The sequence below is a fragment of the Vibrio sp. TRT 2004 genome (genome assembly GCF_050113735.1).
Lineage (GTDB): Bacteria > Pseudomonadota > Gammaproteobacteria > Enterobacterales > Vibrionaceae > Vibrio.
Genome location: NZ_JBNJOH010000023.1, coordinates 1 through 23,688, shown reverse-complemented (window position 1 = coordinate 23,688; position 23,688 = coordinate 1). Strand labels below are relative to the sequence as shown.

Annotated in this window: 24 protein-coding genes; 16 read left to right on the top strand and 8 right to left on the bottom strand. The window is 45.7% G+C overall.

Features of this window, described 5'->3' with window-relative positions; all coding sequences use genetic code 11:
• Positions 1-34 precede the first annotated feature (34 nt).
• Positions 35-2,551, bottom strand: coding sequence for a penicillin-binding protein 1A (locus tag ACQEXR_RS11000; protein WP_427020349.1), 2,517 nt, complete (start codon positions 2,549-2,551; stop codon positions 35-37).
• A 136-nt stretch (positions 2,552-2,687) separates the two neighbouring features.
• Here ACQEXR_RS11000 and pilM point away from each other — a divergent pair, with 136 nt between their 5' ends.
• From pilM to trpS, 12 genes are all read left to right on the top strand, one after another.
• Positions 2,688-3,668: a type IV pilus assembly protein PilM gene (gene pilM / locus ACQEXR_RS10995; RefSeq protein ID WP_427020348.1), complete on the top strand. Its 981-nt coding sequence runs from the start codon at positions 2,688-2,690 to the stop codon at positions 3,666-3,668.
• On the top strand, positions 3,658-4,224 hold the full coding sequence (locus ACQEXR_RS10990) for a PilN domain-containing protein (protein ID WP_427020347.1): 567 nt from the start codon (positions 3,658-3,660) through the stop codon (positions 4,222-4,224). The genes pilM and ACQEXR_RS10990 overlap by 11 nt, the downstream gene beginning before the upstream one ends.
• Entirely contained in the window at positions 4,217-4,804 is a 588-nt protein-coding gene (locus ACQEXR_RS10985) for a type 4a pilus biogenesis protein PilO (protein ID WP_427020346.1), read from the top strand. Before ACQEXR_RS10990 ends, ACQEXR_RS10985 begins: the two co-directional genes overlap by 8 nt.
• A complete protein-coding gene (locus ACQEXR_RS10980) occupies positions 4,794-5,270 on the top strand; it encodes a hypothetical protein (RefSeq protein ID WP_427020345.1) in 477 nt (158 codons plus the stop codon). The genes ACQEXR_RS10985 and ACQEXR_RS10980 overlap by 11 nt, the downstream gene beginning before the upstream one ends.
• Before the next feature lie 18 nt (positions 5,271-5,288).
• Positions 5,289-6,716, top strand: a complete 1,428-nt coding sequence (locus ACQEXR_RS10975) for a type IV pilus secretin PilQ (RefSeq protein ID WP_427020344.1) — start codon at positions 5,289-5,291, stop codon at positions 6,714-6,716.
• Between the two features lie 152 nt (positions 6,717-6,868).
• Positions 6,869-7,387 (top strand): shikimate kinase AroK, encoded by a 519-nt coding sequence (gene aroK, locus ACQEXR_RS10970; protein ID WP_138971063.1) that lies wholly within the window; start codon positions 6,869-6,871, stop codon positions 7,385-7,387.
• 25 nt (positions 7,388-7,412) lie between these two features.
• Positions 7,413-8,501: a 3-dehydroquinate synthase gene (gene aroB / locus ACQEXR_RS10965; RefSeq protein WP_427020343.1), complete on the top strand. Its 1,089-nt coding sequence runs from the start codon at positions 7,413-7,415 to the stop codon at positions 8,499-8,501.
• Between the two features lie 78 nt (positions 8,502-8,579).
• A complete protein-coding gene (locus ACQEXR_RS10960) occupies positions 8,580-10,073 on the top strand; it encodes an SPOR domain-containing protein (protein WP_427020342.1) in 1,494 nt (497 codons plus the stop codon).
• Positions 10,074-10,163: 90 nt separating this feature from the next.
• A complete protein-coding gene (locus tag ACQEXR_RS10955; RefSeq protein ID WP_138971060.1) occupies positions 10,164-10,991 on the top strand; it encodes a Dam family site-specific DNA-(adenine-N6)-methyltransferase in 828 nt (275 codons plus the stop codon).
• Between the two features lie 124 nt (positions 10,992-11,115).
• Positions 11,116-11,787, top strand: a complete 672-nt coding sequence (gene rpe, locus ACQEXR_RS10950) for a ribulose-phosphate 3-epimerase (RefSeq protein WP_138971059.1) — start codon at positions 11,116-11,118, stop codon at positions 11,785-11,787.
• A 4-nt stretch (positions 11,788-11,791) separates the two neighbouring features.
• Positions 11,792-12,475, top strand: coding sequence for a phosphoglycolate phosphatase (locus tag ACQEXR_RS10945; protein ID WP_426952911.1), 684 nt, complete (start codon positions 11,792-11,794; stop codon positions 12,473-12,475).
• A gap of 131 nt (positions 12,476-12,606) precedes the next feature.
• Positions 12,607-13,644: a tryptophan--tRNA ligase gene (gene trpS, locus ACQEXR_RS10940; protein ID WP_138971057.1), complete on the top strand. Its 1,038-nt coding sequence runs from the start codon at positions 12,607-12,609 to the stop codon at positions 13,642-13,644.
• Positions 13,645-13,723: 79 nt separating this feature from the next.
• Here the strand turns inward: trpS and trmL are convergent, their stop codons facing one another.
• From trmL to ACQEXR_RS10925, 3 genes are all read right to left on the bottom strand, one after another.
• Positions 13,724-14,200, bottom strand: a complete 477-nt coding sequence (gene trmL, locus ACQEXR_RS10935; RefSeq protein WP_331417669.1) for a tRNA (uridine(34)/cytosine(34)/5-carboxymethylaminomethyluridine(34)-2'-O)-methyltransferase TrmL — start codon at positions 14,198-14,200, stop codon at positions 13,724-13,726.
• A gap of 96 nt (positions 14,201-14,296) precedes the next feature.
• Positions 14,297-15,676, bottom strand: a complete 1,380-nt coding sequence (gene cpxA / locus ACQEXR_RS10930) for an envelope stress sensor histidine kinase CpxA (protein WP_427020341.1) — start codon at positions 15,674-15,676, stop codon at positions 14,297-14,299.
• Entirely contained in the window at positions 15,676-16,371 is a 696-nt protein-coding gene (locus ACQEXR_RS10925; protein ID WP_138971054.1) for a response regulator, read from the bottom strand. Before ACQEXR_RS10925 ends, cpxA begins: the two co-directional genes overlap by 1 nt.
• A 184-nt stretch (positions 16,372-16,555) precedes the next feature.
• Between ACQEXR_RS10925 and ACQEXR_RS10920 the strand changes: the two genes are divergently transcribed.
• From ACQEXR_RS10920 to pfkA, 3 genes are all read left to right on the top strand, one after another.
• On the top strand, positions 16,556-17,053 hold the full coding sequence (locus tag ACQEXR_RS10920) for a CpxP family protein (RefSeq protein WP_427020340.1): 498 nt from the start codon (positions 16,556-16,558) through the stop codon (positions 17,051-17,053).
• 113 nt (positions 17,054-17,166) lie between these two features.
• Positions 17,167-18,075, top strand: a complete 909-nt coding sequence (gene fieF / locus ACQEXR_RS10915; protein ID WP_138971052.1) for a CDF family cation-efflux transporter FieF — start codon at positions 17,167-17,169, stop codon at positions 18,073-18,075.
• Between the two features lie 271 nt (positions 18,076-18,346).
• Complete coding sequence (gene pfkA / locus ACQEXR_RS10910; protein WP_138971051.1) at positions 18,347-19,309, top strand: 6-phosphofructokinase; 963 nt, start codon at positions 18,347-18,349, stop codon at positions 19,307-19,309.
• Positions 19,310-19,382: 73 nt separating this feature from the next.
• Here pfkA and ACQEXR_RS10905 read toward each other — a convergent pair whose 3' ends face one another.
• From ACQEXR_RS10905 to epmB, 4 genes are all read right to left on the bottom strand, one after another.
• Positions 19,383-20,708 carry an anaerobic C4-dicarboxylate transporter gene (locus tag ACQEXR_RS10905; RefSeq protein WP_138971050.1) on the bottom strand — a complete coding sequence of 442 codons (1,326 nt, stop codon included), beginning with the start codon at positions 20,706-20,708 and terminating at the stop codon, positions 19,383-19,385.
• Between the two features lie 172 nt (positions 20,709-20,880).
• The gene (locus ACQEXR_RS10900) at positions 20,881-21,375 is read right to left on the bottom strand and encodes an MgtC/SapB family protein (RefSeq protein ID WP_427020339.1); all 495 of its coding nucleotides are present in this window, start codon (positions 21,373-21,375) and stop codon (positions 20,881-20,883) included.
• A 79-nt stretch (positions 21,376-21,454) separates the two neighbouring features.
• Positions 21,455-21,946 carry a type II secretion system protein gene (locus ACQEXR_RS10895; RefSeq protein WP_138971048.1) on the bottom strand — a complete coding sequence of 164 codons (492 nt, stop codon included), beginning with the start codon at positions 21,944-21,946 and terminating at the stop codon, positions 21,455-21,457.
• A 2-nt stretch (positions 21,947-21,948) separates the two neighbouring features.
• A complete protein-coding gene (epmB, locus tag ACQEXR_RS10890) occupies positions 21,949-22,971 on the bottom strand; it encodes an EF-P beta-lysylation protein EpmB (RefSeq protein ID WP_427020338.1) in 1,023 nt (340 codons plus the stop codon).
• A gap of 32 nt (positions 22,972-23,003) precedes the next feature.
• Between epmB and efp the strand changes: the two genes are divergently transcribed.
• A complete protein-coding gene (gene efp / locus ACQEXR_RS10885) occupies positions 23,004-23,570 on the top strand; it encodes an elongation factor P (protein WP_331427496.1) in 567 nt (188 codons plus the stop codon).
• Positions 23,571-23,688: the final 118 nt, after the last annotated feature.

Here is a 23,688-nt window from a genome sequence, read left to right as displayed (position 1 = left end):
GTTGATGTCTGCACATCAACCTCTTTTTTATTGGTTAGAACAGCTCTTCACCACCATTTTCTGAGGTATAGATGCTGTTTGAGAGCTCATTGGTGACAAACTCAGTTGGTTCTGTTCCTTCAAGGAAATATTCGAACATGGAGCTTGAATCAAACTTATTGGTAAGTAGACCTGAGTCTCTGTCGATGCGAACACGGACAATGTTTTCAGGGATGATTTTCGCTTGTTCAGGTACCCCAACTAAAGCGGTGTGCATAAAGTCTACCCACGCTGGTTGAGCGGTTTTGGCTCCCGCTTCTGCACCTGAAATCTGATTTTTATCCAAGTTGCTGTTTGGCTTGGTTGTCCCTAGATTACGATTGTGGTCATCAAATCCAACCCAAGCGATTGCAACCATACCTGGGCCATAGCCGTTGTACCAAGCATCTTTAGAGTCGTTTGTGGTACCGGTTTTACCCCCTATATCACGACGTTCTAACGATTGAGCTCGCCAGCCTGTGCCGTTCCAGCCAGTACCGTCACGCCAGTTACCGCCACCCCAAATATTGCTGTACATCATTTCGCGCATTAAGAATGCAGTCTGCTCAGAAATAACTTGAGGTGCATACTGGGGTGGCTGTTGTTCAGTCACGTCTTGCTCAGCAAATTGGCCGCTAATGCTTTGCGCTGACTCACAGCCCTGACGGCAGATGGTTTTAGGTGTGGCTTCAAATTCTAGGTCTCCGAATGGTCCTTCTACGCGACTAATATAGAAAGGTTCCACATAGTAACCACCGTTGGCGAAAACAGAATAGCCTTGCGCCATTTTGATTGGCGTTAAGCTGCCTGCGCCGAGTGCAATTGTTTCTGATCGTGGTAACTGATCAAGTTCAAAACCAAAACGCGTTAGGTACTCACGGGTCTCATCAAGGCCGACTTCACGCAGCACGCGCACTGCCATCACGTTTTTCGATTGAGCTAAACCAATACGCAGACGAGTTGGGCCAATGTAGGTTGGTGGTGAGTTCTTAGGACGCCACGCTGTTCCCTGACTTTGATCCCATTGGTTAATCGGTGCGTCATTGACCAGTGATGCTAGGGTCATTCCTTTATCGATCGCGGCAGAGTAGATAAATGGTTTAATACTTGAACCTACCTGACGTACCGATTGTGTCGCACGGTTAAATTTGTTGTGGACAAAGTTGAAGCCACCCACCAGAGAAAGTACAGCGCCATTTTCAGGATTCATAGCAACGAAAGCCGTGTTGGCATTTGGAACCTGACTGAGATGCCATGCAAATGTTGCTTCGTCGTTATCTGAGGTGATCTTGACTTGGCGTACCCAGATTTGTTCACCAGCTTTGAGCACTTCTTTTGCATTTGATGGTGACTGACCTTGGCGGTCATCCGTTAGGAACTTACGTGCCCATTTGATGTTATCCCAAGTTAAGGTTTGAATGCCTTGTCCTTTTACTGAGATGGTTGCTTGTTTGTTTTCAACCTTAGTGACAACAGCAGGGATGAGTTCACCGTAGCTTGGTACATCGTTGAGAGTTTTATCTATTTGGGCTTGTTCAAACGCGGCTTGGTCTTCTTTCCACAATACTTTCTCAGCACCGCGGTAGCCGTGACGCTCATCGTAAGCGAGTAGGTTGTTAATCGCAGAGTCGTTTGCTGCGGCTTGCAGTTTAGAATCGACCGTGGTGTAGATCTTCATACCAGAGGTGTATGCCTCGTCTTCACCGTAACGTGCAACCATCCAAGCACGAGCAAGTTCAGCTACATAAGGTGCACTTAGTTCAATTTCAGCGCCATGGTATTGAGACATGATCGGTTCTTCACGAGCTTGGTCGTACTCATCTTGCGTGATGTATTTTTCATCGAGCATACGAAGTAAAACAACATTGCGTCGATGAGTGGCACGTTCTAATGAGTAAATTGGGTTCATTGTCGACGGAGCTTTAGGCATGCCCGCTAAAATGGCAATCTCACTTAGGCTTAAATCTTTAAGCTCTTTGCCAAAATAGGTTTGTGCAGCGGCACCAAAGCCATATGAACGGTAGCCTAAGAAAATCTTGTTGACGTACAGCTCCATGATCTCTTCTTTGCTTAGAAGCTGTTCAATATGGATGGCAATGAATATCTCTTTGATTTTACGCATTATCTTCTTCTCGTTGGAGAGGAAGAAGTTACGCGCTAGCTGCTGCGTAATGGTACTCGCACCTTGTTTCGCTGAGCCAGAAAGTGCCACCACAACCGCCGCTCGAGTAATACCAATTGGGTCAATACCTGGGTGGTCATAGAAACGGCTATCTTCGGTTGCGATAAGCGCTTCAATAAGATGTTGGGGAATGTCGTCATAGGCGACAGGTATGCGACGTTTTTCGCCGAACTGAGAGATCAGTTTGCCATCTTGACTAAATACCTGCATCGGAGTTTGCAGTTTAACGTCTTTTAGGGTGGCTACATCTGGTAGCTCGGGTTTGACATATAAATAGAAACCGAAAATAGTTCCGATTCCAAGAAATATGCAAATCAGTGTGAAAATAAACAAACGCTTTATGAACTTCACCGGAGATTCCCTGAATAATTGGGTTCACTATATGCAAACCCTTGTATTTTAAGCTAACAGTTAGCTCAATCATTTATGTGCTTATTGAACCATTCACTTACGCATAAGAGCTTAGCAACTATAAGGCATTAGCAGCATGGGTAAATCAGTAGTTTCAGGTATTGATATCGGCCACCACAGTATAAAAGTGGTCGTACTTAAACCATACAAGGGCAGATACGCACTGGTAGGTTACCAAGAGTTACCGATTGAAGCTGGCATTTTCTCTGATAACCACATGTTAAATTATCAGAAAATTGTAAAGAAACTCAAAGAACTAAGGAAGACTTTACCAAGAATTAGTCGCAAAGTAGCACTTACTCTCGCTGATAATTCAGTAATAAGTAAAGTATTACAGATAGATAGTGCCACTAGTCGGCATGAAATAGAATTTGCTCTTCTCGATGCTTTTTCGTCTCAGTCCCCCTTTCCTGTAGAGGAGTTGTGCTTGGATTACGTTGAGCTGGAGGAGCAAAACACCGATCAATTTCGATTGTTTCAAGTTTTTGCGACCAAAAAGGGTGTCGTGAATAATCGAATTGAAGTGCTGCGAGCCGCAGGAATGTCCCCGCTGCTGATAGACCTTCGTTCACACAGCCTAGCCCGAGTTTGGCAACTGGCGGCGAGTCAGTTAGGTCGCAATGACTGGATGCTCATCAATATTGATCGGCATCTATCGACAGTGTGTATTGATTTTCCTCTTCATGCTCCTTATTGCAAGGATATTCATGTCGGCAATGAAGATGAGCAGAAGCCGACCTTATCACAGTGCCAGTTCAAGGCATTCGCGCAAGGATTAGTCGAGAAGCTAAAGCGACAAATTCAGCTCATTGCATCCATCTACAATGTCAACATTCAGGGAATTTGGTTATGCGGAGAGGCAGGGCAGCTGTCAAAACTCTCTAAATGGCTACACATTTACTTAAAGCTAGAATGTCAGGTACTTGATCCCTTTGAACTACTAGAGTGGTCGTCTTGTCGCGTGCAAAGAAGTGAGTTAGAGGGAGGGGCATTTGCGATCGCCACCGGAGCGGCCTTGCGAGGTGTTAGCTGGTTGGAGTCGAAGAGTGCTGTATAACGTTAATTTACTTCCTTGGAGAGAATGGCGCAGGCACCAACAAAAGCAGCGCTTGAAGTGGTTAGTTAACTCAGGTGTTATGGTGGCTCTTGCTATTCAAGGTTGGGCGGGTATCTATATTGATCACCAAATTGATATCAAGCTATCTCACTTGGCATTATTGAACTCAGAGTTAGCACAGACAAAACAGCAACAAGGAGAGTTGGACAATGTGCGGCGAGAGCTGAATAACGTCCGTGGGCATCATGAAGAATTAGCTGAGCTGAAGCAACGAACCGACACCGTCGTTCAGTTTATTGAATCACTTCCTGTCTATATCCCGTTACGTGTGTATCTCGTTAGCCTTCAGATGGTGGGGAATAAGATTGAAATGGTGGCGATCAGCAGAGAGATCGCCAATATCAGAGCACTACTAGACTCACTCGAAAATTGCCTACGGTGCCAACAGATCCGAATTCATTCGATAACCAATGACAGTTACTTTTCTGGCCTTCTTTACCACAAAGCGGAGCTCTCATTTTCGCTAGATGGCAGTGAGGGACTCCCAAATGGCTAAGCAAACTTTCAACATTGAACAATGGTCACAATGGCCATTGCGTTACCAACTACTCATCACTCTACTCTTTTTCGTGTTTATACAGGGTATTGGTTATCAATGGTATCTAACCCCAAAACTAGCCCAAGTCGTCGTCACTGAAAAACAGCAACAACAACTGCAATTGCTGATTGATAAGAGTTTGGTGAAACTTGCTGAATTGGCAGACATTAAAGCGAACTACCGTCTGGCACTGGAACAAAAGAGGCAGATCTCGGCCCCCTTCTTGTCTCAACCCGATATCACCGATGTGGTGGTTGAAATGAACCGGCTTGGTGTAGAGCGAAACCTGACATTCACTCGTATCGAAGTGCAAGAGCAAGACATGGACCGGTTATTCTATCGCCAGCTTATCAATATTGAGCTGAGTGGGCGCTATTTTGATATCGGAGCATTTATCCGCGCTCTCGCTCAACTCCCTCAAGTGATCGTCGTTGAAGAGGTTCATTGGCAAAATAGCGCAGAGGCAAATTCGCCATTGAAACTCCGACTGCGGGTCTATCTTTATCAGTTGTTGATTGGAGAGAACAATGAAGACTAAGGTTCTCTCTGCCTTAGTGGTTGGCTTGGTGGCAAAAGGATGCCTAGCCAAGCAAGAACTCGTGGCATCTAAGATGGATTATCTTACTGAGGCATCGGCATCTGTATTATTGGCTAGGGATGCACAAGGTCTTAGTGCTAAACGGGCGGTTCGAGATCCGTTTGAGCTGCCAGTCATCGAGATTCAGACTCAAAATAATAGCGTCGAGAACCAGTTATCAACGTGCCAGGCCACGATTGATTGTCCGCTCAACAACTGGTTACTCAAAGGCACCATCATTGGTGCGAAAGCAGCCTCTGCGTTTCTCCAAACACCTCAAGGAGAGATAAAACGTGCGACGACAGAGCAATCTCTCGATTCGGGAGCAATGGTTGTTGAGCAGATAACGACTGACTCAGTCGTGATGCGAGAAGTGCTTTCTGAACCAGAACGGCGGTCAGTTCGACATTCTCTCAAACTGCGTTGAGTAAATAGAAGGTATCTTATGAGTGAGTCTTGGCCGAGGAAAATGAGTAGCAACATCCACTCTCTATCACTGTGGTTGCTTGTCACGATGCTATGTATATGGACAAGTGATAGCACTGCTAATGCGCTGGAGTCTACAGGTCGCGACGAATACAGCGACCAGCAAAGGAATCAGGTAGAGGTGGATGGAGACCAACTGTCGATTAACTTCCAAGATATTCCAGTGAGAATTGTATTGCAGTTGTTGGCGGAACACAGCGATTTTAACATTGTGGTGTCAGATTCGGTTAGTGGGAATCTGACTTTACGACTCACTAAGGTCTCTTGGCAGCAGGTGTTTAATACCATTCTCAAGTCAAAACAACTGGGGAAATGGGTCGAAGATGGGGTGATCATTGTTGCGCCATTATCTGAAGTTGAAGAGCGGGAAAAACAGATTCTAAATAGCACTCGATCGGAGAGGGAACGACAACAGGCGATCTCGGAGGTTATTTGGGTCAAATACGCTAAGGCTGCCGATTTGTTACTGATGCTCAGTAACAATGAAAGTGGCCGTAACCCGTATCTATCAGAGAGAGGCACCCTGAGTGTTGATGAGCGAACCAACGCTCTACTTATTTATGATTTAGAACCTAATGTGATAGGCGTTAGAAACATCGTACGTTCACTGGATATTCCCCTCAAGCAGGTGCAGATAGAGGCTCGTATTGTCACAGTGGATGAAGGGCAATTGGACGAATTGGGCGTCCGATGGGGATTAGATCGCACAAACCGAAACACGGTGATAGGGGGCAGTATTGAGGAAAATACACTTGAAGAATTTACCCTCGACCAAATGCTGAATGTCAACCTCGGTTCGACTTCAGTTAATGCCGCCAATATCGCTTTTCAGCTTGCGACTTTAGGCTCGGATGTATTACTCGATCTTGAGTTGTCAGCAATGCAATCAGAAGCGAAGGCGGAGGTCATATCAAGACCGAGACTCATGACCACAAATAAACAGGCAGCCTACATAGAGCAAGGGACAGAAATTCCCTATTTTGAAACATCGGATAAAGGTGTGGTTAGTGTTGAATTCAAAAAGGCGGTACTGAGCTTAGAGGTCACACCGCAGATTTTGTCTGAAGATAAATTGATACTCGATTTGAACGTGACTCAAGACCGGCCAGGTAATGTGGTCAAAGCGGGGAAAAATGAAGCGCTGGCGATCAATACTCAGAGACTCGAGACGCAAGTTTTGGTTAACGATGGTCAAACCGTCGTCCTGGGAGGGATCTATCAATACAGTGTGACTGATTCTATAGATAAGGTTCCTATGCTTGGTGATATTCCCATTCTGGGAACGCTGTTTCGTCGTACTTACCAAAATATCGCTAAAAGCGAGTTGCTGATTTTCGTCACTCCAACCATAGTCACTGAGTCAGATTTCTCTGAGGTGCGAAAATAAATTTGCATTAATGGCACCTTATCTAGATAATTTCGGGTCTTATCACGAATTATCTGTGAGGAATCGGTGCCACAAGCTTTTCCATCGCTAGTACTATACTGGCTTTTCTTGTGGCGATGTCATTGAATTAACGTTGTAAATTACTGCTAAACATGGCTGAGAAACGCAATATTTTCCTTGTTGGCCCTATGGGTGCCGGCAAAAGCACAATTGGTAGACATCTAGCTCAACAGCTTCATATGGAGTTTGTTGACTCAGATACTGTCATCGAAGAACGCACAGGCGCAGATATCGCTTGGGTATTTGACGTAGAAGGTGAAGAAGGCTTCCGCGTTCGCGAGGAAAAAGTGATTAATGACCTCACTGAAGAGCAAGGTATCGTACTTGCAACAGGTGGTGGTTCAATCAAGAGCAAAGAAAACCGCAATCGCCTTTCTGCTCGCGGTATTGTTGTTTACCTAGAGACAACAATTGAGAAGCAACTTGCGCGTACTAACCGCGACAAGAAGCGCCCATTATTACAAACTGATAGTCCACGTGAAGTGTTGGAATCCCTAGCGGGTGAACGTAACCCTCTTTACGAAGAAATTGCGGACTACACAGTACGTACAGACGATCAAAGTGCAAAAGTGGTAGCCAACCAGATCGTAAAAATGCTAGAAGAAAGTTAAGACTTTTAGCAACTGGAGAATACCCATGGAACGGATTACGGTCAGCTTAGGTGAACGTAGCTATCCAATCTCAATTGGCGCCGGATTATTTAATGATCCGGCCCACCTTTCTTTCTTATCTGCAAAACAAAAAGTTGTCGTCATCACCAATGTGACGGTGGCTCCTTTATACGCGGATAAAATCCTCTCTCTTATAGAACAGCTTGGCTGTCAAGCCTCTGTGTTAGAGCTACCAGATGGAGAGCAATACAAATCACTCGATACCTTTAACACTGTCATGAGTTACTTGCTTGAAGGCAACTATGCCCGTGATGTTGTGGTTATTGCGCTAGGCGGTGGAGTGATTGGTGATTTGGTCGGTTTCTCTGCGGCTTGTTATCAGCGTGGTGTCGATTTTATTCAGATCCCAACAACGCTACTCTCTCAGGTTGATTCCTCGGTGGGAGGAAAAACAGCAGTAAACCATAAGCTTGGCAAGAACATGATTGGGGCTTTTTATCAGCCTAAAGCGGTCGTGATTGATACTGATTGTTTGAAAACCTTGCCGAGTCGTGAGTTTGCGGCGGGGATGGCTGAAGTCATCAAGTATGGCATCATCTACGATCCTGAATTTTTTGTTTGGCTAGAAGAGAACCTCGACAGATTATATCAACTGGATGAGCAAGCACTGACTTACGCGATTGCACGTTGTTGTGAAATCAAAGCGGAAGTGGTTGCACAGGATGAGAAAGAGTCGGGAATTCGCGCATTGCTGAACCTAGGTCATACATTTGGTCATGCGATTGAAGCCGAGTTAGGTTATGGTAATTGGCTACACGGAGAAGCCGTTTCGTCAGGTACCGTGATGGCAGCAAAAACCGCACAGCTTCAAGGGCTTATCACTGAGCAGCAAGTTGAGCGAATTATTTCTATACTGAAGAGAGCACAACTACCAGTCCATACACCGGAGCAGATGTCATTTGCTGATTTTATCAAGCACATGATGCGCGATAAGAAAGTATTGTCTGGTGAACTTCGACTGGTTTTGCCTACCAGTATAGGAACAGCCGAAGTAGTAAAAGGTGTTCCTGAGTCGGTACTTGAGAAAGCGATCGACTTCGCACGCACCGTATAATTCTTCTAGTCTGTAATACCAAACTGGCATCAATGATGTTGGTTTGGTACTACTCATATTGTCATTAGGATAACGCAAATGAGCTTGGCGCATGATCCACGTGTGTTGGAATTAGACTCTCAGACAGAACTGTTGGAACGATTGCAGCTGTTAACTAATTTTGGCTCAAACTTGGTGACATTAGGAGGAGCTCCGGGAGCTGGAAAAACTTGGCTAGCGCAATGCTATCTCGAAGCGTGGGCTCAAGATAAAAACCAGTCTCTACTCATGTGTCATGCCAACCAAGGTGATGACCAGCGTCGCTCGACAATCTTAACTCAGCTCGTGTCCGAGCCGCTATTTAACCCATCCGACTCTCTTGTGGAATCTTTTACGCGCTTAATGGAAGGTGAAAGCTGTGATGTGGTTATCGCAGTGGATGATGCTCATCTGCTGAGTGAGTCTTTTGTGTCTGAGCTTTGGATGTTAGTGCTTGAAGCGCAAACCAACCCGAGCTGGACTGTTAATGTGCTGTTGTTTGCAGAGTCTAACAGTATGGATGCGCTCCTGACTCGTTTAAGTTATGGTCAGGAACACAAACCAATTGATCTTGAAATTGAACCACTTAGCCAGCAGGAAGCGGATCGTTTTTTTGAACATTTGGTGATTCGATTTGTCGAAGATGACATGGAAAAACGGGTACGCAACGCGTATCGGACGGTCGCTCGCCGCCCTGGCGAGATCATGGCTTTAGGGGATTATAAAGTGGAAAAAAGGATTATTATCCGCTCGATAGTGGGTTCTCCGGTGAATATTGCATTACTGGTTATTACTTTGCTGTTATTAATCGGTGGCGGGTACTGGTGGATGATGATGCAACCATCTGCGGACGACAAAGCACAGCAAATTACCCAGTCGATGGAGCAGACGGTGATTCCTACTCTCCCTGAAAGTGAATCTGAAACAGAAGCTAGCGCAGTTATCATTGAATCAGAGCCCGTTATAGATCAGACCTTGGTGAATGCGGTTGATGACTCTATGGCTTTGCCGCCCGATGTCACCGAGCAGGTAACAAGTGTCGGTACTGCCGATGATGCCCAACAGCGTGTAGTGATCACATCAGACGTTGTCGATGCGCTGATGGAAGGGAAACCTGAACAAGTGGATACCAGCGTGAACGATGAGGTGGTTGAACAATCTATGGTCGAAGAACCGACTCCGGTTGAAGAAGCGGTATCGCCTCAAGAACAGACGCCATCAACAACAGAAACGGTCATTAAGTTCTCCTTTACTAAAGATGAACTTAAGAGTTTTTCTTCACGCAGCTACACTTTGCAGCTTGCTGCCGTTAGCTCACTTCAAGAAGTTCAGAAATTTATCGATCAGCATCAACTTGCTAACCAAGTGTTTATTTATCCAACGGAACGCAATGGTGTTGAATGGTACATTATCACCTATCAAAACTACCCAACGATTCAGGTTGCACGTGATGCAGTGGCTGGATTATCGAGTGAGTTACAAAAACTGGATCCGTGGGCAAAGTCGTTGAATCAAGTTCAACGCGAGATAGATCGTGGCAGCCAAGAGAACTAGATTGTTTTTCACCGCAAAATAGCCTGAGATTAATTACAAAATATGTTACATTCCGCAGCCTTAATTTGTGGTTGATAGATAGAGCAGTAGATGAAGAAGCAGCGAGCCTTCCTGAAATGGGCAGGGGGTAAATACGGACTTGTCGAAGATATCCAGCGTCACTTGCCTGAAGCTCGTAAACTGGTAGAGCCGTTCGTAGGTGCTGGTTCTGTTTTCCTCAATACGGACTACGAGCAATACCTGCTGGCAGACATTAATCCGGATCTGATCAACCTGTATAACCTTCTTAAAGTAAATCCACAAGAGTACATCTCGGAAGCGAAGCGTTGGTTCTGTGCTGAGAATAATCGTAAGGAAGCTTATCTCGATATTCGTCAGCAGTTTAATGCCACTGACGATGTCATGTATCGCTCCTTAGCATTTCTTTATATGAACCGTTTTGGTTTTAATGGCTTATGCCGTTACAACAAGAAGGGTGGGTTTAATGTCCCTTTCGGTTCGTATAAGAAGCCGTACTTCCCTGAAGCAGAGCTAGAGTTCTTTGCGGAAAAATCAAAGAAGGCGACTTTCGTATGTGAAGGCTACCATGAGACCTTCAAGCGTGCGCGAAAGGGCAGTGTGGTTTATTGTGATCCTCCTTATGCACCGTTATCTAACACAGCGAACTTTACCTCATACGCAGGCAATGGGTTCAGCTTAGATGATCAGGCCGCTTTGGCGGATGTTGCCGAGCGAGCTGCGGTAGAACGTGGAATCTCAGTTCTTATCTCTAACCACGATACAACACTCACTCGTCGCTTATATCATGGCGCAGAGCTTAACGTGGTTAAGGTGAAGCGTACTATAAGCCGCAATGGTGCAGGGCGAAATAAAGTCGATGAACTGCTAGCGCTATTTAAGCCAACAGACAGTGAATAATCACATTTCATCAAGCTTTCCTATCTTCTGACCTTTAGCTTAGGTAGAATTGCGCGCAAAATGCTCTGTAATTCAGAGAATCTGTTTTGAATGCAATGATGCCAATTACTACTAGAGGTCAGGTATGAAAGATTTCCTTATCGCTCCATCGATTTTGTCTGCAGACTTTGCTCGCTTGGGTGAAGACGTTGAAAAAGTGCTCGCAGCAGGCGCTGACGTGGTTCACTTCGACGTAATGGATAACCACTACGTACCAAACCTGACTTTTGGCGCACCTATCTGTAAAGCATTGCGTGATTACGGTATCACCGCGCCGATTGATGTTCACCTTATGGTTAAGCCGGTTGATAGCATCGTTCCAGATTTCGCCAAAGCTGGCGCATCGATGATCACATTCCATATCGAAGCATCAGAGCATGTTGATCGTACGTTGCAACTGATTAAAGAGCACGGCTGTAAAGCGGGCGTTGTACTCAACCCTGCGACCCCTCTGTCACACCTTGAGTACATCATGGACAAAGTGGATATGATTCTACTGATGTCAGTGAACCCAGGCTTTGGCGGTCAGTCTTTCATTCCAAATACCCTTGATAAGTTACGTGCAGTGCGCAAGATGATTGACGAATCGGGTCGCGATATCCGTTTGGAAATCGATGGTGGTGTGAAAGTGGATAACATCAAAGAGATCGCGGAAGCTGGCGCGGATATGTTCGTAGCCGGTTCTGCAATCTTTAACGAGCCAGATTACAAACAAGTGATCGACCAAATGCGCGCAGAATTGGCTCAGGTGAAGTAATTCGATGAATAAGCGTATTAAACTGATTGCCTTCGATTTGGATGGTACTTTGCTTGATAGTGTACCTGATCTCGCGGTAGCGGCTGATCAAGCCGTTCAAGCATTGGGCTTTCCCTCTGTTACTGAAGAGCAAGTTCGAGACTATGTGGGTAACGGTGCTGATATTCTTATCGGGCGTTCACTTAGCCGTAGTTTGACCGTGTCACCTGATCTTGACCCACAATTGCATGCCAAGGCTCGTGTGTTATTTGATGATTATTACCAACAAGGCGGGCACAAGTTAAGTCATTTATACCCAGCGGTAAAAGAGACTTTGGCTGAACTACACCGTGCTGGCTTTACGATGGCGCTGGTGACCAACAAACCTTCCAAGTTTGTTCCTGAAGTGTTGGCTCAGCATAACATTGGCCAATACTTTGTAGATGTGATTGGTGGTGATACGTTCCCTGAAAGAAAACCTAACCCCATCGCACTTAACTGGCTGCTTGAGAAGCACAACTGCCAGCCTGAAGAAATGTTGATGGTTGGCGATTCAAGCAATGACATCAAAGCGGCCAAGAATGCAGGTTGTTACTCATTTGGTCTTACTTATGGCTACAACCACGGTGAGCCAATCTCTGACTCTGAGCCAGATTACGTCGCGGACACCATCGCAGATTTAGTCGATGTTGTAACGGTTTGCGCGTAAGTGCAATAAAATATCTTCCAAAATACTCGTTAATGAGTACACTGAGTAAACCGTGTCACTAGGTGATTGAGAACCTGAATCGACACGGTTTTTTCATATATTTAGATTAAGAAGTCAAAGGAATCATTCCCATGAGCAAACCCATTGTATTGAGTGGTGTTCAACCATCAGGTGAACTAAGTATCGGTAACTACTTGGGTGCTCTACGTCAATGGCAACAAATGCAGGACGATTATGATTGCCAATACTGTGTAGTAGACCTTCATGCAATTACTGTCCGTCAAGATCCAAAGGCACTGCATGAAGCGACGCTTGACGCATTAGCAATCTGTCTTGCCGTTGGTGTTGATCCGAAAAAGAGCACGCTATTTGTTCAGTCTCATGTACCAGAGCATGCTCAACTTGGTTGGCTTCTTAACTGCTATACCCAGATGGGTGAACTTGGTCGTATGACTCAGTTTAAAGATAAGTCTGCTCGTTATTCAAAAGATACCTCTAGCCAGTTCGGTGATGTGAATGTGGGTTTGTTTGACTACCCTGTATTGATGGCAGCTGACATCCTGCTTTACGGTGCTCACCAAGTGCCAGTAGGTAGCGATCAGAAGCAGCACTTGGAGTTAGCACGCGATATTGCTAACCGTTTTAACAACATCTATTCGCCAGAGCAGCCTATCTTCCAAGTACCAGAACCGTATATTCCAACAGTGAATGCACGCGTGATGAGCCTTCAAGATGCGACTAAGAAGATGTCAAAGTCAGACGATAACCGTAAAAACGTGATTACTCTGTTGGAAGAGCCTAAGTCAATCATTAAGAAGATTAACAAAGCTCAGACAGACGCAGAGACACCACCACGTATCGCGCATGACTGGGATAACAAAGCCGGTATTTCTAACTTGATGGGTCTTTACTCGGCAGCGACGGGTTTAAGCTTTGAAGAGATTGAAGCTAAGTACCAAGGCGTTGAAATGTATGGTCCGTTCAAGAAAGATGTCGGCGAAGCCCTTGTCGCAATGCTTGAGCCTATCCAAGCTGAATACCATCGTATCCGCGCTGATCGTGCTTACATGGATCAAGTGATGAGACAGGGTGCGGAAAAAGCGTCAGCTCGTGCTGCTGAAACATTGAAGAAAGCATACCAAGCAGTAGGTTTCGTTACACGCCCGTAGTGACCTAAAGAGCTTTTCGCTGCTGGATAACTAGATAGCGAGTATTATAAGAGCCGATGTGAATGCATCGGCTTTTTTGCTACTGCGCCCCTTCAAAGCCCATTTGACGCCACGCTTCAAAAGCAATGATCGCCACCGCATTGGAGAGGTTGAGACTGCGTGCATCAGGCATCATTGGAATGCGGATGCGCTGTTCCATAGGCATACTTTCAATCAAATCAGCGGGTAGGCCGCGAGTTTCTGGGCCGAATAACAGCACGTCACCTTTATGGAATTGAGCGTCGACGTGATGACCTGTGGTTTTTGTTGTGCAGGCAAAGATGCGATAGTCACCGCGCTCTTTCTCTAAGTATTCCACAAATGCCTGATAGTTTTTGTGTCGAATAACGCGAGCAAGATCATGATAGTCGAGCCCTGCGCGACGTACTTTCTTCTCTTCCAAATCAAACCCTAGTGGCTCAATCAAATGTAAGTTGGCACCACAGTTGGCACATAGACGAATAATGTTACCAGTATTAGGTGCGATCTCAGGCTCATATAGGGCGATATCAAACATATTGTGATTCTTTAATTACTGACAGGATTGAGGCCTGAAAGTATAAGGCGGCTTGCCACAGCCGCCAAGTCTGATGTAGTGATTTTGTAGGGATACTTAGTGATGGAGAGGGAGTGTGATCGTTACGCACAGTCCACCTAGCTTGCTGCGCGTTGCACTCACGGTTCCGCTGTGCTGCCTTACTGCACTTTCGGTGATGGTTAATCCTAGTCCGGTACCACCACTGTGCCTATCACGAGCCGTTGACACGCGATAGAAAGGGCGGAAGATCGCATCGAGTTCATGGTCAGGTACTCCATCACCGTTGTCATCAACAGTGATCGTAATGTACTGGTTGGACTCTACCACTTGAACTTCGATACGATCCTTTCCGTAGTAGATGGCGTTGCGGACGATATTGTCTACCGCACTCATCAGCAACTTGGGATTACCTGATATTGCACAACTTGGCAAGGTAGTGAAAACCAGTTCTTTATCCATTTGTTCTGCTTCAAATTGAGCATCAGAAAGGATGGCTTCCCATAGACTACTGACGGGCTGTAGCTCTCGATTTAAGTGGCTGTCGACTTGCATTCGTGACAGCTCAAGAAGTTCAGCAATCATCTGCTCTAAGCGTTGCGCTTCGGTATCTATGCGAGTTAATTCCGCGCTCTCCCCTTGTTTTCTGGTGGCAAGCGCGTTTGCCATGCGCAGACGAGTGAGAGGAGAACGAAGTTCATGGGATATGTCGGACAGCAATCTCTGTTGACCTGAGATCATCTGGTTCACGGCCTCAACCATTTGGTTGAAGCTAGCTCCTGCTTGGCGGAATTCACTGGTGCCTTTCTCCAAGCTAGGGTCGACAACAAACTCACCTTTCGCGACACGCTTTGCCGCTCGTTCAAGCTTACGAGCGGGTTGACTTAGTGCCCACGCTAACCAAAGCAGTAAGGGCGTACTTACGATCATTACCGCAAATAGTAACTGGAACGGTCGGTCAAACATTCGTAGCAAGAAAGGAGGTGGCTGGTTCCACTTTACACCAACAAACAGTAATAGTTCCTGTTTTGCTAATGTCACAGGTAGGGGGCCGGCAAACATGTAGTGACCGTATAGTTTTTGTTTTGGCTTTCCTGAAAGCTCGACACTCGTGATGAAGTTTTGTAGCGCTTTCGATCTATGTTCTCTTGAATCTTGTGTGGTGAGCAGGCTACCGTCGAGGTCGGTAACAAAAAAGCGCGGCCGTGTATCACGAGGCGAGCGAGAAGGACCTTCCAGTTTGAATAGAATATTGGCAAGGTTTTCCTCGTTGGCGAACTGCTTCTCAATCGTCATTTTGAGTTCGATCAGACGATCATACTGATCGGCGGGAATATCACGAGCTTTTCTTGGATCAAGGTGAGGCAGAGACAGTACCGCCATCAGCACCAGAAACATGGTAAACCAAAAGATCGCAAAGATACGACCGTACAGACTGGTGATTTTTGGAAGTCGCATTAGTCCTCCTCAACCAGTAGATAGCCACGACCACGAAGCGTTTTGATACGTGATTTACCATCTTCTCTATCCGGAAGTTTTTTCCGCAAGTTAGATACATGCATATCGATAGCGCGATCAAAAGCGGCTAGACGTTTGCCCAGTACATCGAGGCTAAGGGTCTCTTTGGTTAGTGTCTGTCCCGGATTTTGAACAAAGTGGCTCAACAATGCGAACTCAGTGGTGGTCAGATCAAGCAGTTGGCCCTGACAGTAAGCCTCCTGCTTGCCGGGATAGATTTGAATATCTTGGTATTCGACACAGTCTGAGTTTTTACTTTGCTTGCCATTGGCTGAGCTTTGAGTACGACGTAAGATTGCTCGGATTCGCGCGAGTAATTCACGATCGCTGAACGGTTTAGGTAGGTAGTCATCAGCACCCAGTTCAAGACCAATAACACGGTCAATCTCTTCACCTTTGGCGGTGAGCATCAATACTGGGGTTTGCCAATCTTCTCGGAGACGTTTGAGAGTTTCCATCCCATTGAGTTTAGGCATCATGACATCAAGCAGAATTAAATCAATATCATCGCTAAGTCGTGCTAGTCCTTCTTCACCATTGTTTGCTTCCGATACGTCGAACCCCTCAAAAGAGAGAACTTCTTTCAACAGGCTTGTGAGTTCTGTATCGTCATCAATTAACAGTATATGTGGCATAGCAAGGTCTCAACTTAGTTTGGTTACCGTTAGTTTACTGGGAAAACGTCCATTGATTTAGTGTCATTATTGTTCTTTACGATTCTTTACGCTCTATAGACGTTGCTTTACGCTGCAAGTCGTATTCTACACTTAACCGCTGTGAAGACAGCTCATTCAACAGATTAACGTGAAGGGTACGATTATGAAATTAGCAAAAAAAGTAGTATTGGCAGCCGCTGTTCTTCCTCTAGCATTGGGTACAGCAAGTGCATATGCATTTGGTGGTAAAGATCACAAGAAGGGTGGCCATGGCGAATGTGGCGGTGGTTTTGACCGCGGTATTATGCGCCAACTGGATCTCACTGACGCACAGAAAGACCAGCTTCAAGAGATGCGTGAAACTGGTAAAAAAGATATGAAAGCGGCATTCAAAGATAACTTCGAAACGCGCCATGCTGAAAATCAAGTACAGCGTGCGAAAATGCAGCAGTTAGTATTGGCGGACAATTTTGACCAAGCGGCTGCGAATGAATTAGCGAAAGCTATGGTTGTTCAACAAACAGAGCACAAAGTTAAGATGCTGGAGAGACAGCACAAGATGCTAAGCATTTTGACTCCTGAGCAGAAAGCGAAGTTTGTTGAACTGCAACAAGAGCGCGCTACTGAGTGTGCTGAAAAAATGCAAAAGCGTTTTGACTAACCTTGTTCAGTAACGCATTCGAAGGCGGCCGAAAGGTCGCCTTTTTTATGTCATTTTTATTCAACTTGTGAAGCGTTATACTTAGGGGATGTTTGCTTACTAATCAAAGTACTATGAAACAGGAATACGCTCGCCTTGTCACCATGGCGGCTTGGACAGCTACGATAGTGGCTACGGTTTTACTTATTGTTAAAGTCGCAGCTTGGTGGGTCACGGGATCGGTCAGTCTTCTTGCGTCACTAATTGACTCGATGCTTGATATTGCCGCCTCACTGGTCAATTTGGTTGTCGTGCGGTACTCATTACAACCGGCAGACCGAGAGCACACCTTTGGTCATGGTAAAGCAGAATCTTTAGCTGCCTTAGCTCAAGCGATGTTCATTTCAGGTTCGGCGGTCTTTCTTATTCTTAACGGTATAGAACGTTTCTTCAGGCCTCATGCTCTCCAGTCACCAGAGTATGGCGTATATGTCAGTTTGTTTGCCATTGCGGTGACATTGGGTTTGGTTACCTTCCAAAAACAAGTTGTCAAAAAAACGGGCAGCCAAGCGATCGCAGCCGATTCACTTCACTATCAGTCTGATCTCTATATGAACGCGGCTATTATGCTGGCGCTGGGTTTAAGTTGGTTTGGTATCACACAGGCAGATGCGGTGTTTGCTGTCGGGATCGGTGTGTTTATCTTATACAGCGCATTCAAGATGGTTCAGGAAGCCATTCAAACGCTACTGGACAGAAAGCTTCCGGATGATGAACTTAAAGCCATTCGACAATGTTGTTTGAATGTGAAGGGGGTACTGGGCGTTCATCAACTAAGAACACGGATGTCTGGCCCGACACGTTTTATTCAGCTTCATTTGGAATTGGAAGATAATATGCCATTGCTTGAGGCGCATCGAATCTCTGATCAAGTCGAGGATAAATTGCTTGAGCTTTTTCCTCAATCGGATGTACTAATTCATCAGGATCCCTATTCTGTGGTATTGGGAGCGGAGAAAGTCCAGAAATCTCAAGATTGGTAAGAGTAATAACGCAGACAAACCGTCAACTATTGACTATCTTTTCAGCGATACCATTTTTAACTGTGATCCTGATGTGTATCAAGTAAGTCAATGTGCAAAGCTGTAATACTCTTACATAAGTAGAAAACTTACATAATTTGATGCAAATAAAAGTAGTATTCCTTTCTAGGAAAGGTAACATATTGCACAGTTAAAGGAATTTTGTTGGTGGCTTGTTTGAAAGCGGCTGACGTAAAAATTGAAATAAGATTCCCAAAAATCGAGGGTGAGCATGATTAAGAAGATCGGTGTCTTAACAAGTGGCGGTGACGCACCTGGTATGAACGCAGCAGTCCGTGGTGTAGTTCGTACTGCACTATCTGAAGGGTTAGAGGTTTACGGTGTATTCGATGGCTACTTAGGCCTATATGAAGATCGTATCAAACAACTGGATCGTTCAAGCGTTTCTGACGTGATCAACAAGGGCGGTACGTTCCTAGGTTCTGCACGTTTCCCTGAGTTCAAAGAAGTCGAAGTTCGCCAAAAAGCGATCGAAAACTTACAGAAACACGGCATTGAAGCTCTTGTTGTTATCGGCGGTGACGGCTCTTACATGGGTGCGAAGAAGCTGACTGAAATGGGTTACCCATGTATTGGTCTTCCTGGCACAATCGACAACGACATCGCAGGTACAGATTACACAATCGGTTACCTAACTGCTCTTAATACAGTTATCGATGCGATCGACCGTCTACGTGATACTTCATCTTCTCACCAACGTATTTCTATCGTAGAGATCATGGGTCGCCACTGTGGTGATCTTACGCTTATGTCTGCGATCGCTGGTGGCTGTGAGTACATCATCACACCAGAAACGGGTCTAGATAAAGAGAAGCTAATTGGTAATATCCAAGATGGCATCGCTAAAGGTAAGAAGCATGCGATCATTGCTCTAACAGAGCTAATGATGGATGCGAACGAGCTAGCTAAAGAGATCGAAGCGGCAACAGGTCGTGAGACTCGTGCTACGGTTCTGGGCCACATTCAACGTGGTGGTCGTCCAACTGCGTTTGACCGTGTACTCGCTTCACGTATGGGTAACTACGCTGTACATCTTCTAATGGAAGGTCAAGGTGGTCGCTGTGTTGGTATTCAGAAAGAGCAACTTGTTCACCACGATATTATCGATGCAATCGAGAACATGAAGCGTCCTGTACGCACTGACCTGTTCAAGGTAGCGGAAGAGTTGTTCTAAGCACATCGCTAAAATGATTCAAATAAAAAGCCAGTTGGGAAACCAACTGGCTTTTTTACTATTTGTCGTTTGGTTAGTTCACAATCATGGTTGAGATAACGTAACCGACAGTCGTAGCGGTAACCACGCCAATGAAACCTGGTAGCAAGAAGCTGTGGTTGAGAATGTACTTCCCGATTTGGGTTGTCCCTGAGCGGTCGAAGGTAATCGCGGCTAGGTCACTTGGATAGAACGGGAAGAAGAAGTAAGCATAACATGCGGGTAGTACACCAATCAGAACAGGGGCTGGAATGCCCATCGCAAATCCAAGTGGCAGCATGATGGTAAGAACCGCAGCCTGACTCTTGAGGAATACTGACACCACAAACATCGCGATGGCGAAAGTCCATGGATGCGCGGCCACAATGTCACTCACCAAACTGATTAAGTAGGGTTTGTGGAAGCCGATAATCGTGTCACTCATCCAAGCAATACCAAAGATGATGATCACCGCCGTCATACCTGCGATAAACACGTTACTGTGGACGATTTTTTTCGGCTCTACTTTAGTGGTGAGTAGAATCAACGCACCGACAGATAGCATCAGGAACTGAATCGCTACCGACATCTTAACTCCGCTTGGTAGCAGACCCAAATCTTTACCAAACATCGCGACAAATATGACGGTGGCAATACCCGCGAGGAAGATGGTTAAACCTTTCTTCGCAACGCCTTCGTGGCTAGGGGTTTGATCGTCTTCATCGCTAGCATCAATTAGCTGTGCTTTGAATTCAGGATCTTGGCAACGTTCAATGAATGCTGGATCTTGATCGAGATCTTTACCGCGTTTCAAACTCCATAAACAGCCAACAAGTACACCAATCAGAGTTGCTGGAATGGTGACAAGCAGTACGTCAACTAGGCTGATATCGAGACTGTTGTCTGCGGCAGTCGCCATGACAACAGCCGCTGCTGCTGCAATCGGACTTGCCGTGATCCCCATTTGTGAAGCGACCGTAGACATTGCCATTGGTCTTTCAGGGCGAATACCTTTCTTATATGCCACATCATAAATAACAGGAAGAAGTGGGTAAACCGAGTGGCCAGTCCCGACCAACACAGTAAGAGAGTAAGTACAAAGTGGGCCTAAGAAGACGATTTGACTAGGGTGTTTGCGTAGCAGGCGCTCTGCGAACTTAACCAGTAGCTTGAGGCCACCCGTTGCTTCGAGTGTGGCTGATGCTGCGACCACCGCGAGAATGATCAGCATTACGCTGATAGGAGGTGATCCCGGTGCGACACCAAAAACGAAGGCCAGAACAGAAACGCCCAGGCCACCGAGTAAACCAAACGCAATGCCTCCATGGCGGATACCGATAAAAATGACCGTCAGAAGCAGGAGCATATGTACGTAAAACATAATCTAACCCTACAGTAAGTTGAAAGTTGTGATTATGCTAACCCGAAAGGGGTAGGCGAAATGTGAGGTCTTTTGCTTATCTCGCGCATGACTTTCACTATTCGCCTCTTCTTTGTTTGTTATCAAATAACGAAGCTTAAATGGAGGAAATAGGTCGACTTATATCTAAGGCTTATGTACCAGAACGTAATCTCTTACGTTTCTGGAATGTTTGGTGTACGCCTCGACGTAACGCCTTAACTCTGTTTTCTGCTTTATCTACGCCAAGCAGAACCGTGAGTGCGAGCAAGGTGATAACAACGGACTGTTGTAAGTATCCTAACCCTATCATCAAGCCTAGAGCGGCAAGCATCCAGATAACTGCTGCGGATGTCACACCGTGGATCTTGCCATCTTGCGTCATCATTACACCGGCACCAAGAAAACCAACACCGGTAATGATTTGCCCAAGCACGCGAGCTTGGTCAAGGGTGTTTGGCGAGAGTGATACGGCCATCGACATAAATAGATAGGTACCAGAAATGATCAGAATTGAAGTACGAATACCGACAGGTTTGCCACGAGTCTGACGTTCGACACCAATTAAAATACCATTGATAGCGCAGCAAAGTAGCGCTAGCCAACTAAACGGTCCTAAGTCTAATAGTTGATCTAAAGTTGGTTGCATTATGACCTCCAAAACGCTCGAGTATGCATAGATTACAGGTGTCGATCGAACAAAAGATTTCTATCTTTAAGAAAAAAAACTAGCAGCCATCTGTGGTAAGAATGAAATTCGGAGGATCAGTTTCCGTCGCCTCGGTGTACTGTAAGAAGCAGTTTAGTCCAACTTGTCTTCGACTCGCCGGCATATAGAGAATGATGCCATCGTCACCATTGGTATTGCTAAAGTACCAGTCAGCATTGTCGCTGCCCCAAGTGGTGTTTTCTATGTTGGCATCAATAAGATGAGCCCATGCGTTTGCATTGTCTGCTCTCGCATAGCCGTAGACGAGCAAGACATTCTCACCTTCAATTTCAATCGAAGCGTTCTCCTCGGTGTCGAGACCTCGAACCGATGACAAACCAATTAACTGATCGTTTGCTCCTTGCATGGCACTACGTAACCCTTGTAGGGCTGAAATGCGTGCGTCCGATTGGATATTTAACATACGTGGCAACGCTGTGACCGCTAGGATACCGAGCACAACAATGACGATAATGAGTTCAATCAGGGTAAATCCACGTACGTTTTTCATTACTACTCTAAATGTAGGTCGAGAGGGGTTTTACTGGCGCGGCCGCCAATTTCTCTAGTCAGTTTCGGTACCAAGTAACCAGAGACTTGTTCCAGCACGCCGGCCATGATTCTTTTGGCTTCCTGATCGGAAATAAAGAAATGCGCAGCGCCTTGCACCTTGTCTAGTACATGGATGTAATACGGCAGAATGCCTGCATCAAACAGTGCGTTACTCAGCGCAACTTGGCTAGCAACACTGTCATTCACACCTTTAAGCATCACGCCTTGGTTGAGTAGAGTAACACCAACTTGTTTGAGTCGAGACAATGCGTTGGTCAGAGTTTGATCTATCTCCTGTGCATGATTGATATGCGTAACTAAGATCACTTGTAGACGAGTTTGAGCCAATGTGTCCGTCAGAGTCTGGGTGATGCGATCTGGGATGACGACAGGTAAGCGAGAGTGAATACGTAAGCGCTTAATATGGCCAATATCTGCAATATGCTTGATGAGCCAATTTAACTCCTCATCCTTGGCCATGAGAGGATCGCCACCGGATAAAATGATCTCATCGATCTCAGGGTGCTGCTGAATGTAGTCGAGGCTGGTTTGCCAAACTTGCTTAGATCCTTTGTTTTCGTCGTACGGGAAATGACGACGGAAACAGTAGCGGCAATTGATGGCACAGCCGCCTTTTACAATCATTAATGCGCGATTACGATATTTGTGCAGTAATCCTGGGATGGCATTGCTCTGCTCTTCGAGCGGATCGTTGGAATATCCTTGATGAATTTCAAACTCCTCACTCAAGGGCAGCACCTGACGTAAAAGCGGGTCATAAGGGTTGCCTTTTTCCATTCTATCGACAAAACTTTGCGGCACACGTTGCGCAAAAAGCTTTCGAGCTTCAAACCCGTTCTGCCAAGGGGGCGGATCAATTTCAAGTTGTTCGAGCAGTTTTGCAGGATCCGAGATCCCATTCGCTAGCTGTTTAAGCCAGTTTTGCTCAACAGATTCAACTTTTCGGGTTATGATGTGCGGCATTGAATTTAGCTCTAAGAATGTAAGAGGAAAAAATGGCTACTGTTAGCACCAATGAATTTAAAGGCGGTCTAAAACTAATGCTTGATAACGAGCCTTGCGTTATCTTGGAAAACGAATACGTTAAACCTGGTAAAGGCCAAGCGTTCAACCGCGTAAAAATTCGTAAACTTCTTTCTGGTAAAGTGCTAGAGAAAACCTTCAAGTCTGGTGATACTTGTGAAGTTGCAGACGTAATGGATATCGACCTAGATTATCTATATAACGACGGCGAATTCTACCACTTTATGAACAACGAAACATTCGAGCAGATTGCTGCTGATGTTAAAGCGGTAGGTGACAACGCTAAGTGGTTGGTTGAAAACAACACTTGTATGTTAACTCTTTGGAACGGCAACCCAATCGTGGTAACGCCACCAAACTTCGTTGAGCTAGAAGTAACCGATACAGATCCAGGTCTAAAAGGCGATACTCAAGGTACGGGTGGTAAACCTGCAACACTGTCTACAGGTGCAGTAGTACGCGTTCCTCTGTTTATCTCTATCGGCGAAGTGATCAAAGTAGATACTCGCTCTGGCGAATACGTTAGTCGTGTAAAATAAGCATTGCTTAGGTTAAGTTTTAGAAAAAGGTCACTTCGGTGGCCTTTTTTATTTTCAGCCCTAAACCACCTACTTCAGTAGGTGGTTATCATTCAGTGAGGCTTTGCCTGTAGTTCTA